This window comes from Streptomyces sp. NPDC058683, from assembly GCF_042716195.1.
In the GTDB taxonomy this organism is placed as follows: Bacteria; Actinomycetota; Actinomycetes; order Streptomycetales; family Streptomycetaceae; genus Streptomyces.
In genome coordinates, this window is record NZ_JBHXSK010000018.1 from 137,543 (window position 1) to 152,751 (window position 15,209).

Annotated in this window: 13 protein-coding genes and 1 riboswitch; of the genes, 6 read left to right on the plus strand and 7 right to left on the minus strand. The window is 71.4% G+C overall.

From position 1 onward, the window contains the following. Positions 1-138: 138 nt before the first annotated feature. Positions 139-669, plus strand: a complete 531-nt coding sequence (locus tag ACFWXC_RS21425) for a DoxX family protein (RefSeq protein WP_351742095.1) — start codon at positions 139-141, stop codon at positions 667-669. Between the two features lie 17 nt (positions 670-686). Here ACFWXC_RS21425 and ACFWXC_RS21430 read toward each other — a convergent pair whose 3' ends face one another. After that, entirely contained in the window at positions 687-893 is a 207-nt protein-coding gene (locus tag ACFWXC_RS21430) for a hypothetical protein (RefSeq protein WP_384480851.1), read from the minus strand. After that, a complete protein-coding gene (locus tag ACFWXC_RS21435; protein ID WP_384480853.1) occupies positions 880-2,313 on the minus strand; it encodes a PspC domain-containing protein in 1,434 nt (477 codons plus the stop codon). Before ACFWXC_RS21435 ends, ACFWXC_RS21430 begins: the two co-directional genes overlap by 14 nt. Before the next feature lie 232 nt (positions 2,314-2,545). On the opposite strand from ACFWXC_RS21435, the gene ACFWXC_RS21440 reads away from it, so the two are divergent. Then, positions 2,546-3,838 carry a PspC domain-containing protein gene (locus ACFWXC_RS21440; RefSeq protein ID WP_384480855.1) on the plus strand — a complete coding sequence of 431 codons (1,293 nt, stop codon included), beginning with the start codon at positions 2,546-2,548 and terminating at the stop codon, positions 3,836-3,838. Continuing rightward, entirely contained in the window at positions 3,835-4,548 is a 714-nt protein-coding gene (locus ACFWXC_RS21445; protein ID WP_384480857.1) for a LuxR C-terminal-related transcriptional regulator, read from the plus strand. The genes ACFWXC_RS21440 and ACFWXC_RS21445 overlap by 4 nt, the downstream gene beginning before the upstream one ends. Before the next feature lie 49 nt (positions 4,549-4,597). Here the strand turns inward: ACFWXC_RS21445 and ACFWXC_RS21450 are convergent, their stop codons facing one another. Beyond that, positions 4,598-5,656, minus strand: a complete 1,059-nt coding sequence (locus tag ACFWXC_RS21450) for an NlpC/P60 family protein (protein WP_384480858.1) — start codon at positions 5,654-5,656, stop codon at positions 4,598-4,600. Positions 5,657-6,138: 482 nt separating this feature from the next. Here ACFWXC_RS21450 and ACFWXC_RS21455 point away from each other — a divergent pair, with 482 nt between their 5' ends. Next, a complete protein-coding gene (locus tag ACFWXC_RS21455; protein WP_384480860.1) occupies positions 6,139-6,492 on the plus strand; it encodes a hypothetical protein in 354 nt (117 codons plus the stop codon). Between the two features lie 3 nt (positions 6,493-6,495). Here ACFWXC_RS21455 and ACFWXC_RS21460 read toward each other — a convergent pair whose 3' ends face one another. Together ACFWXC_RS21460 and ACFWXC_RS21465 are read right to left on the minus strand one after the other, a co-directional pair. Next, positions 6,496-7,464 carry a tellurite resistance/C4-dicarboxylate transporter family protein gene (locus tag ACFWXC_RS21460; protein WP_384480862.1) on the minus strand — a complete coding sequence of 323 codons (969 nt, stop codon included), beginning with the start codon at positions 7,462-7,464 and terminating at the stop codon, positions 6,496-6,498. Positions 7,465-7,547: 83 nt separating this feature from the next. Next, on the minus strand, positions 7,548-8,711 hold the full coding sequence (locus ACFWXC_RS21465) for an NlpC/P60 family protein (RefSeq protein ID WP_384480863.1): 1,164 nt from the start codon (positions 8,709-8,711) through the stop codon (positions 7,548-7,550). Between the two features lie 8 nt (positions 8,712-8,719). Next, a riboswitch (cyclic di-AMP (ydaO/yuaA leader) is annotated at positions 8,720-8,892 on the minus strand. A gap of 323 nt (positions 8,893-9,215) precedes the next feature. Between ACFWXC_RS21465 and pcrA the strand changes: the two genes are divergently transcribed. Then, positions 9,216-11,702: a DNA helicase PcrA gene (gene pcrA, locus ACFWXC_RS21470; RefSeq protein ID WP_384480865.1), complete on the plus strand. Its 2,487-nt coding sequence runs from the start codon at positions 9,216-9,218 to the stop codon at positions 11,700-11,702. Between the two features lie 93 nt (positions 11,703-11,795). On the opposite strand, the gene ACFWXC_RS21475 is transcribed toward pcrA, so the two are convergent. Together ACFWXC_RS21475 and ACFWXC_RS21480 are read right to left on the minus strand one after the other, a co-directional pair. Further along, positions 11,796-13,280 carry a M23 family metallopeptidase gene (locus ACFWXC_RS21475; protein ID WP_384480867.1) on the minus strand — a complete coding sequence of 495 codons (1,485 nt, stop codon included), beginning with the start codon at positions 13,278-13,280 and terminating at the stop codon, positions 11,796-11,798. A gap of 294 nt (positions 13,281-13,574) precedes the next feature. Beyond that, positions 13,575-14,429, minus strand: coding sequence for an esterase/lipase family protein (locus ACFWXC_RS21480; protein ID WP_384480869.1), 855 nt, complete (start codon positions 14,427-14,429; stop codon positions 13,575-13,577). Between the two features lie 316 nt (positions 14,430-14,745). Between ACFWXC_RS21480 and ACFWXC_RS21485 the strand changes: the two genes are divergently transcribed. Continuing rightward, complete coding sequence (locus ACFWXC_RS21485) at positions 14,746-15,162, plus strand: cobalamin B12-binding domain-containing protein (protein WP_351693455.1); 417 nt, start codon at positions 14,746-14,748, stop codon at positions 15,160-15,162. Positions 15,163-15,209: the final 47 nt, after the last annotated feature.

Here is a 15,209-nt window from a genome sequence, read left to right on the forward strand (position 1 = left end):
TGAGGCGGCCCGCGGGCGGATGACGAAGACCGGCCGAAATTCGTAAAAATATCCGGAGGAGGGTTGAGCCGGGCGCGGTTGTCGTACGTATGGTCTGTTGGGGGCTCTGGGTACAGCGGCGAGAGGCGGCTAGTGGCGATGACTCACGGCATTCGTACGGACACGCACCCCCCGTATCTCGACGGCGATCGTGGTCTTCGCGACACCGCCACCCGATACGCCCTCCTTCCCTTGCGGATCTTCCTCGGCGTCACGTTCATCTACGCCGGCCTGGACAAGCTGACCGACAGCGCCTTCCTGAAGTCCGGCGGCTCCGGCTCGATCGGCGACACCATGCGCGCGGTCCGCGACTCCGCCGCGATCCCGGCCCTGGTCGACCTGGCCCTGAAGAACCCCGTCGGCTTCGGCACCGCGATCGCCATCGGCGAACTCGCCGTCGGCCTCGGCACCCTCTTCGGCCTGCTGGCCCGCCTGGCCGCCCTCGGCGGTGCGCTGATCTCGCTCAGCCTCTGGCTGACCATCAGCTGGGCCAACTCCCCGTACTACTACGGCAACGACCTCGCCTACCTGATGGCCTGGCTGCCCCTGGTCCTGGCCGGCGCCCCCTACCTCTCCTTGGACGCGATGCTGCGTGCCCGGCGCCGACACCGGTCCGGGGGCCTGCGCTAGCACCCCGCCGGCGCGCCCTAGTTCTCCGGTGCGCGGCGCCTGCGTATCGCCCGGGTCAGGGACGCGGTCACGCCTGCCAGGAAGAGGCCGACCACCATCACGGGGATGACCGCGAACCACTCGGTCGTCCACAGGCCCCCCGCGTCACCGGCGTAGGCGATTCCCGATGCCGTGAGGAAGACACCCACGATCAGCCGCCCGGGCTGGAACTCATGCCGCAGCACGGCTCACCTCCACCTGTCCCGCGCCGACCTGGAGATCCAGGTCGAGCGTGCCCGTGTTCTTCGCGCCGCCCGTCGGCCGCAGCGTCACGTCCTTGTGCTTGCCCGGTTCCACGTCCACGTCCTTCTTGTCGTCACCGGGCAACTGGATGTCGCCCACTCCCACGTCGATGCTCATCCGCACGGTCACGTCCGCCGGCACGACGATCTTCAGCCGGCCCGCCCCCACCTCGGCGGCCGTCGACACCGTCTGTCCCCGGCCGACGCGTATACGGGTCAGGTCGAGCGTGGCGACGCCCGTCCCGAGGTCGTACGTCGGCGACACCTCCGCCGCCGTGGCCGGGGTCCAGCTCTCGCGCGTCCAGTGGGTGCTGATGTCGGACGGCAGGGCCGTCGCCGCCGCGAGCAGGCCCGCCGTGACGAGCGCCAGGAACAGTGAGCCGGCCCCCGTGCGTCCCAGGAACGAGCTGACCGCCGTACCCAGGCCGAACACGATCAGCGCGCCGGCCAGACCGGCCTGGAGGCTGGTGCCCAGCGGATGCGTGTCCCATGTCAGGCCCGTGCCCAGGCCGGCCGCCAGCAGGGCGAACAGGAAGATCCAGCCGCCGATCCAGCGCGGTCCGCGCGGTCTCGGGGGCGCGCTCTGCCGGGCACGTATGTCCTGGCCGTGGACCCACGGGGTGCTCAGCCGGAAGTCGAGTCCCGGGACGTCCCGGCCGCGGGCGTCGCCGGGGCCCCACAGATAGCCGGTGCCCCCGACATGCGTGCCGTCCTTGACGATCGGGTCGCGCCACCACGACGGGTAGGTGATCGAGATCGGCGGTGCCTGGGCCTCGGGAGGGGCGTCGGCCACCGCCTGCGCGGCCAGCGGGTCGGGGTCCGGGGCGCCCCGCCGCCGCGACCAGTACCCGGCGCCCGCCAGCAGAACGGAGAGGACGACGGCGAACGCCAGCACCCCGCCGTTCCTGATCATCGTCAGCAGCACTCCGCAGCCGACCAGCGCGAACAGCACGGCCGCCAGGGCCTGCCCGTCGACCCGGCCGGTCAGCAGCTTGCGGACCTCGTTCTCCTCCTCGTCCTCGTAGGGCACGAAGAGCCAGGCGAAGCCGTAGAAGAGGAGACCGATGCCGCCGGTCGCGGCCAGCACGGCCAGGGTGATGCGGAAGATCACCGGGTCCAGGTCGGTATGGCGCCCGAGCCCCGCGCACACGCCCGCGATCATCTTGTGCCGGCGGTCGCGCCGGAACCGGGGGAGCGCCTCGGCGACCGCTTCCGCGCCGGTGGCGTCGCCCTCCGTCCCGGTGGCCCCCGTCCCGCCCGCCTCCGTCGCGGCGGGCGCGGCATCCGACGGCCCGGGGCCCGGGGCGGGCCGCGGGCCGGGGCCGGGTCCCGGACCCGTCGCGGCGTGCTCGTGATCAGTCATGAGTCAATGGTGACGGCCGAGCCGCCGCAACGGCAGTCGGGATGACCCTGGCCGAACCCTGAAATCGGCCCCGAAGCCGAGCCGGGAAGCGTTCGAACCGGGCCTCGGCGACGGACTTGGGCCGATCGCCGCCGGAGGTTCCGGCACTCGCCGCGGAGAAATCCGAAGATCAGGGGAGTCTCGGGGGCCGACCCTGATGCCCGGGGACTCCCGGCGTGTGAACATCGATGGCATGCCGGAAGCCGCAGCAGCGCCCCTCGACGACCCGCGGCCGCCGCGCAAGCTCTACCGCAGCAGCGACGGCCGTTGGCTCGGTGGGGTGGCGCGGGGGCTCGCCGGGCATCTCGGCCTGCCCGTCGTGTGGGTGCGGCTCGTCTTCGTCGGCCTGTTCATGGCCAACGGCCTCGGCGCACTGCTGTATGCCGCGTTCTGGTTCTTCGTACCCCTCGGCCTGGGCGGCGTCGGCGGTCAGAAGCCGCCCTCCCTGGTCACCACCGAGACCTCGGCGGACGGCCGCCGCAGACTCGTCGCCCGCAGACCCGACAGAGGCCAGATCGCGGCGCTGCTCCTCATGGTCGTCGTGTCCATAGTGTTCGTGGGCAGCGTCAACCTCACCAGCGGCGCCAAGGCCTATCTCCTGCCCGCGGTCCTGGTCGCCGCCGGCGTGGCGCTCGTCTGGCGCCAGGCGGACAACGCCCGCCGGGCCCGCTGGGTCGAGGTCGGCAGCCGGCGCCGCACGCTCTCGCTGCTGCGCGCGGGCGTCGGCGTCCTGCTCGTCACCGCGGGCGTCTCGGGCGTCTTCGTCATGCAGGGCTCCGCCGCGCACATCGGGGCGGTGCTCCAGGCCTCGCTCGCCGTGCTCGTCGGCATCACGCTGCTCGCCGGGCCGTATCTCGTGCGGATGACCCAGGACCTCTCCGAGGAGCGGCTGATGCGCATCCGCGCCCAGGAGCGCGCCGAGGTCGCCGCCCATGTCCACGACTCCGTGCTGCACACCCTGACCCTGATCCAGCGCAACGCGGAGAACGCGAACGAGGTGCGCCGCCTCGCCCGCGCCCAGGAGCGTGACCTGCGCACCTGGCTCTACAAGCCCGAGGGCAGCGGCAAGGAGGAGGCCGACGAGCCCGCCACCCTCGCCGAAGCGGTCCGGCGCAACGCCGCGGAGGTCGAGGACAAGCACGGCGTCCCCATCGAGGTCGTGGTGGTCGGCGACTGCCCGCTCGACGAACGGACGGGCGCGCAGATGCAGGCCGCGCGCGAGGCGATGGTCAACGCCGCCAAGTACGGTGGCGAGGGCGGCGCCGTCCAGGTCTACGCCGAAGCCGAGGGCAGGACGGTCTTCGTGTCCGTCCGCGACCGCGGTCCCGGCTTCGACCCCGACTCGATACCCGCCGACCGCATGGGTGTCAGAGAATCGATCATCGGCCGCATGGAGCGGCACGGCGGCACGGCACGGCTGCGGTCCGTGCCGGGCGGCGGCACAGAGGTCGAGCTGGAGATGGAGAGGGCGGAGAAGACGTCATGAGCGACGCGACCGAGGCGAACGGCCCGGCGGAAGGCACGGAGCAGGCCGGGCGCCGGGTGCGCGTGGTCCTCGTCGACGACCACCGGATGTTCCGTACCGGTGTCCAGGCGGAGATCGGCCAGACCGAGCAGACCGGCGTCGAGGTGGTCGGCGAGGCCGCCGACGTCGACCAGGCGGTCTCGGTGATCACCGCGACCCGGCCCGAGGTGGTCCTCCTCGATGTGCACCTGCCGGGCGGCGGCGGGGTCGAAGTGCTGCGCCGGTGCGCCTCGCTGACGGCGGACGCCGAACGGCCGGTGCGCTTCCTCGCGCTGTCCGTGTCGGACGCCGCCGAGGACGTGATCGGCGTGATCCGCGGCGGCGCCCGCGGCTATGTCACCAAGACGATCACCGGCACCGACCTGGTCGACTCGATCTTCCGGGTACAGGAGGGCGACGCCGTCTTCTCCCCGCGGCTGGCCGGGTTCGTCCTGGACGCCTTCGCCTCCACCGACGCCCCGCCGGTCGACGAGGACCTCGACCGTCTCACCCAGCGCGAGCGCGAGGTCCTGCGCCTGATCGCGCGCGGCTACGCCTACAAGGAGATCGCCAAGCAGCTGTTCATCTCCGTCAAGACGGTCGAGTCCCATGTGTCGGCGGTGCTGCGGAAGCTGCAACTGTCGAACCGGCACGAGCTGACCCGCTGGGCGACCGCGCGCCGCCTGGTCTGAGGCGGCGCCGGGGCGGCTCGGCTGCCCGCCGAGGCCGGGCCGACGGGGTTCACGCGACCCGCGTCGCCCCGGCGAACGGCATCTCGTCGATGGGGGCGATCCGTACCGGCGCCGACGGATTGGGGGCGTGGATCATCTGGCCGTTTCCGATGTAGATGCCGACGTGACTGATGCCCGAGTAGAAGAACACCAGGTCGCCCGGCTGGAGTTCGGAGCGGGAGACGCGGCGGCCGGCGTTGATCTGGGCGTAGGTGGTGCGGGGGATGGAGACGCCGGCGGCGCGGTAGGCGGCCTGGGCGAGTCCCGAGCAGTCGAAGGCGTCGGGGCCGGTCGCGCCCCAGACGTAGGGGCTGCCGAGCTTGGCGTAGGCGTACGCCACGGCGGCCGCGGCACGGGAGTCGGAGGCCGTGGCGCCGCCCGGGGCCAGGGTGGCGCGGGCCCCGGTGGCCGAGCGGGACGCGCGTGACGAGGCACCGTCCCCCGTGACCGCCGCCCGCTGCTGGGGCGAGAGCCCGTCCAGCAGCCGCCGGGCCTCGTCGAGCTTGCCGGTGACCGTGGTCTTCTGCTGCTTCAGCTCGGCCTGCCGGGACCTCAGCGAGGCCAGCTCGACGTGCGCCGCGCCGCGCAACTGCTCGATCTCCCGCAGCTGCCTGCGCACCCGCGCCACCGCGCCGGCCTGCGCGGCACCGGCCCGTTCGGCGAACGCGGCGTTGTCCAGATAGCGGTCGGGATCGCTGGAGAGCGCCAGCTGCCAGGCCGGATCGATACCGCCGTCGCGGTACTGCGCGGCCGCTGCCAGACCGAGAGCGTCCCGCGCGGAGTTGAGCTTCTCCTGCTTGCGGGCGGTCTCGTCCTGGAGCGCCTTGAGCCGTCGCTCGGCCGTGTCGGCCTTCTCCTTCGCTCCGTCGTACTTCTCGGTGGCCGCCTCGGCCTCCTGGTACAGCTGGTCCACCTTGGCCTTCACCTGCGACGGTGTCAGTTGCGGCTCGGCGTGCCCGGTCCCTTCGAAGCCCGTCGCGGTGGCCGCGCCCGCCAGGGCGAGGGTGGCGGCCGTGCGGGCCGTATTGCCGCTGAGCGAGCGCTGTCGGGGCTTGCGGTGCGCTGCCACCTGGACTGGTCACGTCCTTTCGTACGACCGCCGTGTCGTCCGTACGCACACCAGGGGGAGCACGCATACGTCCGCGGGGGTGCGGATTGCGCGTCCGGCGGCGGCCCGCACAGGGGAGCGGGCCGCCGCCGGACTTTCTCGGCGGTGGTGTCCGACTGCCGCCCCTGGCCCGGGCGGCGGTGGGGAGTCGGCCACCTGGGGGAGGACGCTAGGCCGGAGTGTGTCGGCCTGGTAACGCGATGCGCGGAATTGGTGTGACCGGATCGTTACCCGACGGTATGTGACCGGGATTCCGGTCCGGAGCCGTCGGCTTCACGGGGCGGGATGACCGAAGCGGCGGTTCCGGGGCGAGCGGGGTGCGCGGGGTGCTATGGGGTGCATATATGCGATGCCGTGCGGGCGGGTGCGGGCGGACGGCGGCGGGCGCCGAGGGAGGGGCCGGTGCCCGGCGCTCCAGGGGACCCTGATTAGGCTCCGGGGCCATGGGCGTACTCATCCATCTCTTCGTCGGCCTGCACATCATCGGCATCGCCGCGCTCCTCGGCGGTTTCCTCACCCAGATGAAGGCGATGGGCCAGGGCACCGCCCGGTTCGTCCCCGGGATGCTGCACGGCGCGTTCACCATGCTCGCGACCGGTGTGATCCTGGTCGGCCTCAACGAGGCCGACGACCACCACGTCAACACCGTCAAGATCGGCGTGAAGCTCGCGCTGCTGATCGTGATCCTCGGGCTCGTCTACGTGAAACGGGACGACGAGAAGGTGGAGAAGGGTGTCTTCGGCCTGGTGGGCCTGCTGACCATGGTGAACATCTTCATCGCCGTGCTGTGGACGTGACCCTCAGGAAGCGTTCCTGAGGGCGGCGCGGGTGGCCGCCACCGCGCCGGCGGCGACCGCCAGCCAGGCGGCCACCGCGACCCACACCAGTACCCGCCCCGGCCACCTCAGCCACGGGACGCCGACGGCGGCCGCGACCGACAGCATCGCCGCGGCCGTCATCCCCATCGGGAAGACCGTCGCCCAGCGGCGCACGTCGTAACGCGGCCGGGGGCGCGCCACCTCGGCGGCCAGCAGCCCGACGTACCAGGTCAGGGACAGGACGAGCAGCGCCACCGTCACCGTGCGCAGGACGCCCCGGTCGTCGTCGTTCCACAGGTACAGCCGGGCGCTGTCGGCGGCCAGCAGCTTCGCCCCGGCCAGTGCGGAGATCGCGAGCGCGCCGCCCGCGACCCAGTGGTCGCCCGGCCCCTCGGTCACCTGCCGCCACTCGAAATGCGCCACGGCGAACCCGTACAGCACCAGCCCCAGCCAGAACAGCACCAGCGCCGTGTGCGCGAGCCACGCGGTCGTCGCGGCCGCCGCCAGCGTCGCCCCCAGCACGGCAAGCCCCTGCGTGGCCACACAGGTCAGGAACACCGCACCGGGCATGTGCCGCTTCCAGTGCCGTACGACGAGGGCCAGCAACGGCGGCCACAGCACCGCCGACAGCGCCAGCAGGGCCTCGGCGAGGGTCTGCCGGCCGAGCGCCGAGAACCGGGTCCCCAGGACCGTCGTGGCCGCCACGGCCGTGAGCGCGCCCGGCGTCTCCGCCTCCGCCACCCACCGCCGACGGTCCTCCAGCAGCCGTACGAGGAACTGCGCGGCCAGCACCGCCCAGGCCACGCAGGCCAGCGCCAGCGCGACCCGGGAGACCGTCTCAGCCCCCGCCAGATGCAACGCCACCGACACGATGCCGGTGGCCATCACAGCGGCCCCGGCCGCCGGCGGGCGCTGCGCCCACCAGGCGTGAAGGGGTGAAATGCCGGACATGCCGCCGATGCTAGGGACCCTCACCCGCCGCGCGAGCGGGGCACGCGCGCGTGCGGCACGAAAAGCGCGCGTGTGCGCGCCTCTCAGGCCGGTCGCACCACGCTGTGGATGATCGACTCGCCCCCGTAGTAGATCGACTCCTCCCGGACGTACGCGCCGGGCTTCGGGGCGTGGATCATCATGCCGTTGCCGATGTAGATGCCGACGTGGGTGACGTCGTCGTAGAAGAAGACCAGATCGCCGGGGAGGGCGTCGGCGAGGGAGACGGTGGTGCCGGCGTTCACCTGGTCGTACGTGGTGCGCGGCAGGGAGACGCCCGCGGCCTTCCAGGCGGCCTGGGAGAGGCCGGAGCAGTCGTAGGAGCCGGGGCCGGTGGCGCCCCACACGTACGGCTTGCCGATCTGCGCGCGGGCGAAGGCGATCGCCTTGGCGGCCTTCGTCCCGTAGGAGGAGTCGGAGGAGTCGGAGGAGGACGACGAAGACGATGAAGACGACGACGATGTTGACGAGGAGCCGCTGGAGGCCGATGTCGACGAGGACGCCGCCTGCTGCTTAGCGAGTTCCGCCGCCTTGCGTGCCGCCGCCGCCCGCTGCTGCTTCTCGATCTCCGCCAGCCGTGCCTTCTCCTGGGCCGTCAGCTGCGACAGCAGCTCCCGTGCGGAGGTCAGCTTCGTCTGGACGGTGGTCTTGGCGGTCTTGAGGTCGTCCTGCGTCTCGGTGAGCGTCTCCAGGCTCTGGGCGGCCTCCTGCCGCTTCGCCATGGTCGCGGACTGCTGTGTGGTGTAGTCGTCGACCGCGTCCTTCTGGCGCGAGGTCAGCCGGGTCATCAGCTGCGTCTGGTCGAAGTAGTCCTGAGGACTGTCCGCGAGCAGGAAGGTCGCCGTGTCGGGCGCACTGGCCCCGGTCCGGTACTGGGCCGCGGCGAACGACCCCAGTTCCTCACGCGCCTTGTTGAGCCGGTCCGTGCGCTCGGCGACGTCGTCGAGCAGGGTGTCGACCTGCTTGCGCTGCTTGCCGGTCTTCTCCTTGGCCGCGTTGTACTTCTCGGTCGCCGACTCGGCCTGCCGGTAGAGGGCGTCGACCTTCTTCTCGACCTCCTCCAGGCTGGGCTTGCCGTCCTCGGGGGGTGCGGCGTTGGCCGTCTGGGAGAGCAGTGCCACGGAGGTGAGGGCGGCGGTGGCCAGGGCGGGGGTGCGTATGCCTGCTACGCGCGTTGCGGACGGACGTGACTTGCGGTGCGACGCCAACGGGGGCGACTCCTTCCGTGTTCCGCCTACCGAGTTAGCTGTCGGGTTCGGGCGGGTGGTTCGGAAGGGTTGCCCTACGGTCCGTTCCCCGGTGGGAAGTCGGGACCGATTCACCCCAAGGTCGGTGTGGGTCCCCGGTTCCGGATGCGCGGCGGCACCCTGGATTCGGCGGAGGCCGTGCGGCCCGGCGAGGTTCGCCGGTGGAGGTCGTACGGCCTGCCCGGCACGCTAACCAACTCGTGTGCCCTGTGTGAAGTTTGATGTGCGATATGCCCGATACATTTTCGTGACCTTGGTGTTGCGGATCGGTCGGATCGGTTGATCGGGGATGGTATGGGGTCACTTGTCCGGTGCGGTCGAGTGGTCCGCGTGCTCGACTGACGGGTGCGACCGTGCTCACGGTGTGTGATCGCTGACCGTGAGGGGCCGATTCCGGCAGGTGACCGGGGTGACTTTCCGGGGTGGGGACCGGTTGTCAGTGAGGCGCCCTAGACTCGGAGAGCGATGAGCAGCCTCTTTGACGACAGCTTCCTGGCGAGCCTCCAGCCCCCGCGCGGCCACGAGGAGGAACCCCCGCCGCCGCCCGAGGACGAGCACGTACCGGAGCCGATTCCGGACGATCTGTTCGGCGGGCAGTTCGACGCGCCCCCGGACCGGGACGCCTACTACCGCGACGGTGCCGCCCGCCCGGCCCTGGACCCGGCCGCGCTCCTGGAGGGGCTGAACGAGAACCAGCGGGCGGCCGTCGTGCACGCCGGCTCCCCGCTGCTGATCGTGGCCGGCGCCGGTTCCGGCAAGACGCGCGTGCTCACCCACCGCATCGCGCACCTGCTCGGCGCGCGCCAGGTGCACCCGGGGCAGATCCTCGCGATCACCTTCACCAACAAGGCCGCGGGCGAGATGAAGGAGCGCGTCGAGCACCTCGTCGGCCCGCGCGCGAACGCGATGTGGGTGATGACCTTCCACAGCGCGTGCGTGCGGATCCTGCGCAGGGAGAGCAAGAAGCTCGGCTTCACCTCCTCCTTCTCGATCTACGACGCGGCCGACTCCAAGCGCCTGATGGCACTGGTCTGCCGGGACCTGGACCTCGACCCCAAGCGCTTCCCGCCGAAGTCGTTCAGCGCCCAGGTCAGCAATCTCAAGAACGAGCTGGTCGACGAGGAGGACTTCGCCGCCCGGGCGAGTGACGGCTTCGAGAAGACCCTCGCCCAGGCCTACGCCATGTACCAGTCGCGGCTGCGCGAGGCGAACGCCCTCGACTTCGACGACCTGATCATGACGACGGTCAACCTGCTGCGCGCCTTCCCGGACGTCGCCGAGCACTACCGCCGCCGCTTCCGGCACGTCCTGGTCGACGAGTACCAGGACACCAACCACGCCCAGTACGCGCTCGTGCGCGAGCTGGTCGGCACCGGCGCGCACGAGGCGGACGTGCCGCCGGGCGAGCAGGACCTGCCGCCCGCCGAACTGTGCGTGGTGGGCGACGCCGACCAGTCGATCTACGCCTTCCGGGGCGCGACGATCCGCAACATCCTCCAGTTCGAGGAGGACTACCCGAACGCGACGACGATCCTCCTGGAGCAGAACTACCGCTCCACGCAGACGATCCTCTCCGCCGCCAACGCGGTCATCGAGCGCAACGAGTCCCGCCGCCCGAAGAACCTGTGGACCAACGCGGGCGCGGGCGCGCAGATCACCGGCTACGTCGCCGACACCGAGCACGACGAGGCGCAGTTCGTCGCCGACGAGATAGACCGTCTGACGGACGCGGGCGAGGCGAAGGCGGGCGACGTCGCCGTCTTCTACCGCACCAACGCGCAGTCCCGTGTCTTCGAGGAGATCTTCATCCGCGTCGGCCTGCCCTACAAGGTCGTCGGCGGTGTCCGCTTCTACGAGCGCAAGGAGGTCCGGGACGTCCTGGCCTACCTCCGGGTCCTCGCCAACCCCGAGGACTCCGTCCCGCTGCGCCGGATCCTGAACGTCCCCAAGCGCGGTATCGGCGACCGCGCGGAGGCGATGATCGACGCCCTCGCCCAGCGCGAGAAGATCAGCTTCCCCCAGGCGCTCAAGCGCGTGGACGAGGCGTACGGCATGGCCGCGCGGTCGACCAACGCGGTCAAGCGGTTCAACACGCTGATGGAGGACCTCCGTACGGTCGTGGAGTCCGGCGCCGGACCGGCCACCGTCCTGGAGGCGATCCTGGAACGCACCGGCTATCTCGCCGAGTTGCAGGCCTCCACCGACCCGCAGGACGAGACCCGGATCGAGAACCTCCAGGAGCTCGCCTCCGTGGCGCTGGAGTTCGAGCAGGAGTCCGGGGAGGGCGAGGCGCCGGCCGGGCTGTCCGCCTTCCTGGAGCGGGTGGCCCTGGTCGCCGACTCCGACCAGATCCCCGACGAGGACGAGGACGGCTCCGGCGTCATCACCTTGATGACCCTGCACACCGCCAAGGGCCTCGAGTTCCCGGTGGTCTTCCTGACCGGCATGGAGGACGGCGTCTTCCCGCACATGCGCGCGCTCGGCCAGACCAAGGAGCTGGAGGAGGAGCGGCGCCTCGCGTACGTCGGCATCACGCGCGCGCGGGAGCGGCTGTATCTCACGCGGTCGGCGATGCGCAGCGCCTGGGGGCAGCCGTCGTACAACCCGCCCTCGCGCTTCCTGGAGGAGATCCCGGCCGGGCATCTGGAGTGGAAGCGGACCGGGGCGATGGCGCCGGTGTCCTCCGGGCCCGCGTCGGGCGTGGCGGCCTCGCTCTCCTCGACCCGCTCGCGCTCCTCGGCGTCCGGCGCGTCCGGCTTCGCCACCCGGCGGACCTCGGAGAAGCCGGTGGTCTCGCTGGCCGTCGGCGACCGGGTCACCCACGACCAGTTCGGCCTCGGCACGGTCGTCGGGGTGACGGGCACGGGCGGCAACGCGGAGGCGACGATCGACTTCGGCGACACCAAGCCGAAGCGGCTGCTGCTGCGGTACGCGCCGGTAGAGAAGCTGTAACCGCACAGACGCTGCGAAGACAGAAGGCCGAGCCCCGCTGCCACGAGAGCCCCGCTGCCACGAGCGGGGCTCACTGGCCGGGATCAGGAAGGATCAGGTCGGGTCGAGCCCGTGGCTCCGCAGCCACGGCAGCGGGTCTATGGCGGAGCCGCCCGCCGGCCTGACCTCGAAGTGCAGATGCGGGCCGGTCGAGTTGCCGGAGTTCCCGGAGTACGCGATCGGATCCCCGGCCTTCACGGTCGTACCCGAGGCGACGCGGTACGACGAGAGGTGGCAGTACCAGGTCTCCGTGCCGTCCTTCGCCGTCACGATCATCATGTTGCCGTAGGCGCTGTTCCACTTGGTGGAGACGACGCCGTCGGTCGCGGCCATCACCGTCGTGCCGTAGGAGACGGGGAAGTCGATGCCCGTGTGGACGGACATCCAGTTCACGCCGGCCTGGCCGAAGTAGGCGCTGAGCCCCCGCTGGGTGACCGGGAGGGCGTACTTGGGGCGCAGCCGCTCCTTGCGGGCCGCCTCCGCCGCCGCCTTCTTCTTCTCGGTCTCCTGCTGGGTCTTGAGATCGATGCGCTCCTGGGTCCGGCTGGCCCGGTCGGCGAAGTCGTCGGCGCCCGCCGAGAGCGTCCTCAGCTGGGCGTCCAGCTTGCTGTTGGCGGCGGACGGTTTCACCGACTGCGCGTCCGAGGCGGAAGCGGTGGAGTCCTGGCCGTCGCCGCCGGTCAGGGTGCCGACGGAGGCGGCCGCGATGCCGGCGACCCCCATCACACAGGCCGAGGGCACGGCGACGGTCAGCAGCGCGGAGCGCTTGGGGGGCGTACGGCGGCGGGAACGCGCCCCTGCGCGGCCGCCGGCGCGTGTCGCGGCCGGGGTGGCCGGAGTGACCTCTTCCTGGTCCTCCAGCAGTGGCGTTACTGCAGGTAGCTCACCGGTCGCGGCCAACTCCCCGGCATCCGGGGAGTCCTCCGTGAACTCCTGGAGCTCGTCGTAGGGGAGCTGCTCGAACATCTGAGTCGCCGACTGGTCGAAGGGGTCGGCGGGCTGCGGCTCGTGCGCGTGCTCCTCCGGCTCCGCGGGCTGGGCCGGGGTGCCGTCGGAGTTCCACTGCGTGGCGTCGTACGCGCCGGTGTCGAAGGCCTGGGTGCCCCACTCCCACTGCTGGGTCGCGCCGACCATGTTCGACTGGTCGGGCTGGAGCCAGGCGTTCGCGTCCCAGTGGCCGCTGCTGTCGGCGACCGTCCCGTGTGCCGCCTGCGGCGGAACGGTCCAGGCAGTGCTGTCGTAGGCGCCGGAGTCGTAGGTGGCGTGGTGCTGGGCCGCGTAGGGGTCGTAGTTCAGCGTCTGGTCGCCGGTCGTCTGCCACTGCGTGGCGTCGTACGCGCCGGTGGCCTGACCGTCTCCGGGGAGATGGCCGAAGAGCGGGTCGCTGTGGAACGAGGTGCCGGTAGCGGTGTGGTCGCCGTACGTGGTGAAGTCGCCGTACTGGGCTTCCTGGGTGCCGTACGGCGCGTAGTGCGCCTGGTCGGCGTCGGAAGCCGGGGCCGGGGTGGTCATGATCCCCGACGGGTGACGGTCGTTCACCAACTTCTCTTTCGCCTCGACAACAGGGGCTGCCAGAGCAGTGCGGCGACTGTACCCGGCGGTATGCGGGCGCGACAATCTTCAACAGGTTTCGTGGTTTCGGGAAACGGGCATTCGGCCGTGTTTCGGGGGACGACGGGCGCGGGTTTGGCCTTGTGTTCGAGGAGTGTTCGAGGTTTCAGGGGTCCAAGTCGGCGGTGCCCGGCAGTCGTTGCCCGCCCGAACCGACCCGAATGACCGCCTCGCCGGGCTCACCCGACTTGGCCGGATCGCCCGGCTCGCCCGGCCTCGTCCTCAGGCCACCGTCAGGCCGCTCGCGATCCGCTCCTCCGTATGCACCTCGTCGAGGGCCTGCCGTATGCCGGTCGCGACCGCCGGGTGGACGGGCAGGGCGAGGTGGCCGATCCCGGTCACCTGCACGTTCGTCGCCATGAGGTCCGGGTGGTCGATCCGGGCCGTCTCGACCGGCTCCATCAGCGAGTCGAGGTCGCTCCAGAAGCTGACGAACCGGGTACGGCAGCCGGGCGCGGGCCGGGTCAGCTCCTCGATGACCTCCGAGCCGGGGCGCATCTGCCGCACGATCGGGTGCGCGTCGGCGAGCGGCGCGACCCGGGTGCCGGAGTGCGGGGTGCCGAGCGTCACCAGGGTGCGGACGCGGTAGTCGCCGCCGAGCCGCTGGACGTAGTAGCGGGCGATCAGGCCGCCGAGGCTGTGCCCGACGATGTCGACCCGACGGCTGCCGGTGCGCTGGCAGATCTCCTCTATGTGCCGGCCCAGCAGGCCGGCTGCGGTGCGGATGTCGCAGGTCAGCGGCGAGTAGTTGAGCGACTCGACGCGCTGGCCGCCGTGCTGGGCGAGGGCGCGGCGCAGCAGGACGAAGACCGAGCGGTTGTCGATGAACCCGTGCAGCAGCACGACCGGCGGCGCCGTCCGGACCGGCAGCAGGGCCGTGCCGTCACGCGGTGCGGGCTGCGCGGGGGAGCGGCGCTCGGGGGTGAGACCGGTCGGGTAGAGCAGCAGATGCCCCGCCAGGATCGCGGCCTCCAGTGCCGTCGACTTCAGGAAGGCCAGCGACAGGCCGGCGAACCCCCCGGGAAGAATGCGACGGCAGAGCGGGAGAAAGGGCTCGAGTACCCCGGTGACCTTCATCGGCCGACCTCCTGTCGGCGCGCGGAGGACCGCTCTGTCCCCCGCGTGCCCTCATGGGAGGCCGAGCGGAGGTGGCGAGGGTACGACGACGGGCCGCGTCGCGCGCCCCTGTTGCCCCCGCGGACCACGCTGCGGCTCCCTGACGTGTCCCACTGTGTGTGATTTCCCCCTCGGTAACCTCCGCGAAACTGCCGGTTGCGGGATGCTGGAGATAACGTTCGTTCACTGGAGACGGGTGGCGGAACGCGCCATATGTGCGGTACTTGTCGGTACGCACACATGCTGGTGCGTTCGTTTCGTGGTCATGGAGGCAGTGATGGGTGTGGCAGCCGGTCCGATCCGCGTGGTGGTGGCCAAACCGGGGCTCGACGGCCACGACCGCGGGGCCAAGGTCATCGCACGGGCGTTGCGCGACGCGGGCATGGAGGTCATCTACACCGGACTCCACCAGACGCCGGAACAAATCGTCGACACGGCCATCCAGGAGGACGCCGACGCGATCGGCCTCTCCATCCTCTCCGGCGCCCACAACACGCTGTTCGCCGCGGTCATCGACCTCCTCAGGCAGCGTGACGCCGAGGACATCCTCGTCTTCGGGGGCGGCATCATCCCCGAGGACGACATCGCCCCCCTCAAGGACAAGGGCGTCGCCGCGATCTTCACGCCGGGGGCGACGACGACGTCGATCGTGGAGTGGGTACGGGAGAACGTCCGGCAGCCCACGGAGGCGTAGGCCACGTTCGCGTCACGGTGGGCCTGCCCGGCCCGACCTGGCCCGGC

What these genes read in the sequence shown, in the direction of transcription:
- ACFWXC_RS21425 (WP_351742095.1), top strand. Translation starts at nt 139, where the DNA reads ATGACTCACGGCATTCGTACGGACACGCACCCCCCGTATCTCGACGGC.
- ACFWXC_RS21455 (WP_384480860.1), top strand. Translation starts at nt 6,139, where the DNA reads ATGGGCGTACTCATCCATCTCTTCGTCGGCCTGCACATCATCGGCATC.
- ACFWXC_RS21460 (WP_384480862.1), bottom strand. Translation starts at nt 7,464, where the DNA reads ATGTCCGGCATTTCACCCCTTCACGCCTGGTGGGCGCAGCGCCCGCCG.
- ACFWXC_RS21480 (WP_384480869.1), bottom strand. Translation starts at nt 14,429, where the DNA reads ATGAAGGTCACCGGGGTACTCGAGCCCTTTCTCCCGCTCTGCCGTCGC.
- pcrA (WP_384480865.1), top strand. Translation starts at nt 9,216, where the DNA reads ATGAGCAGCCTCTTTGACGACAGCTTCCTGGCGAGCCTCCAGCCCCCG.
- ACFWXC_RS21445 (WP_384480857.1), top strand. Translation starts at nt 3,835, where the DNA reads ATGAGCGACGCGACCGAGGCGAACGGCCCGGCGGAAGGCACGGAGCAG.
- ACFWXC_RS21440 (WP_384480855.1), top strand. Translation starts at nt 2,546, where the DNA reads ATGCCGGAAGCCGCAGCAGCGCCCCTCGACGACCCGCGGCCGCCGCGC.
- ACFWXC_RS21485 (WP_351693455.1), top strand. Translation starts at nt 14,746, where the DNA reads ATGGGTGTGGCAGCCGGTCCGATCCGCGTGGTGGTGGCCAAACCGGGG.
- ACFWXC_RS21435 (WP_384480853.1), bottom strand. Translation starts at nt 2,313, where the DNA reads ATGACTGATCACGAGCACGCCGCGACGGGTCCGGGACCCGGCCCCGGC.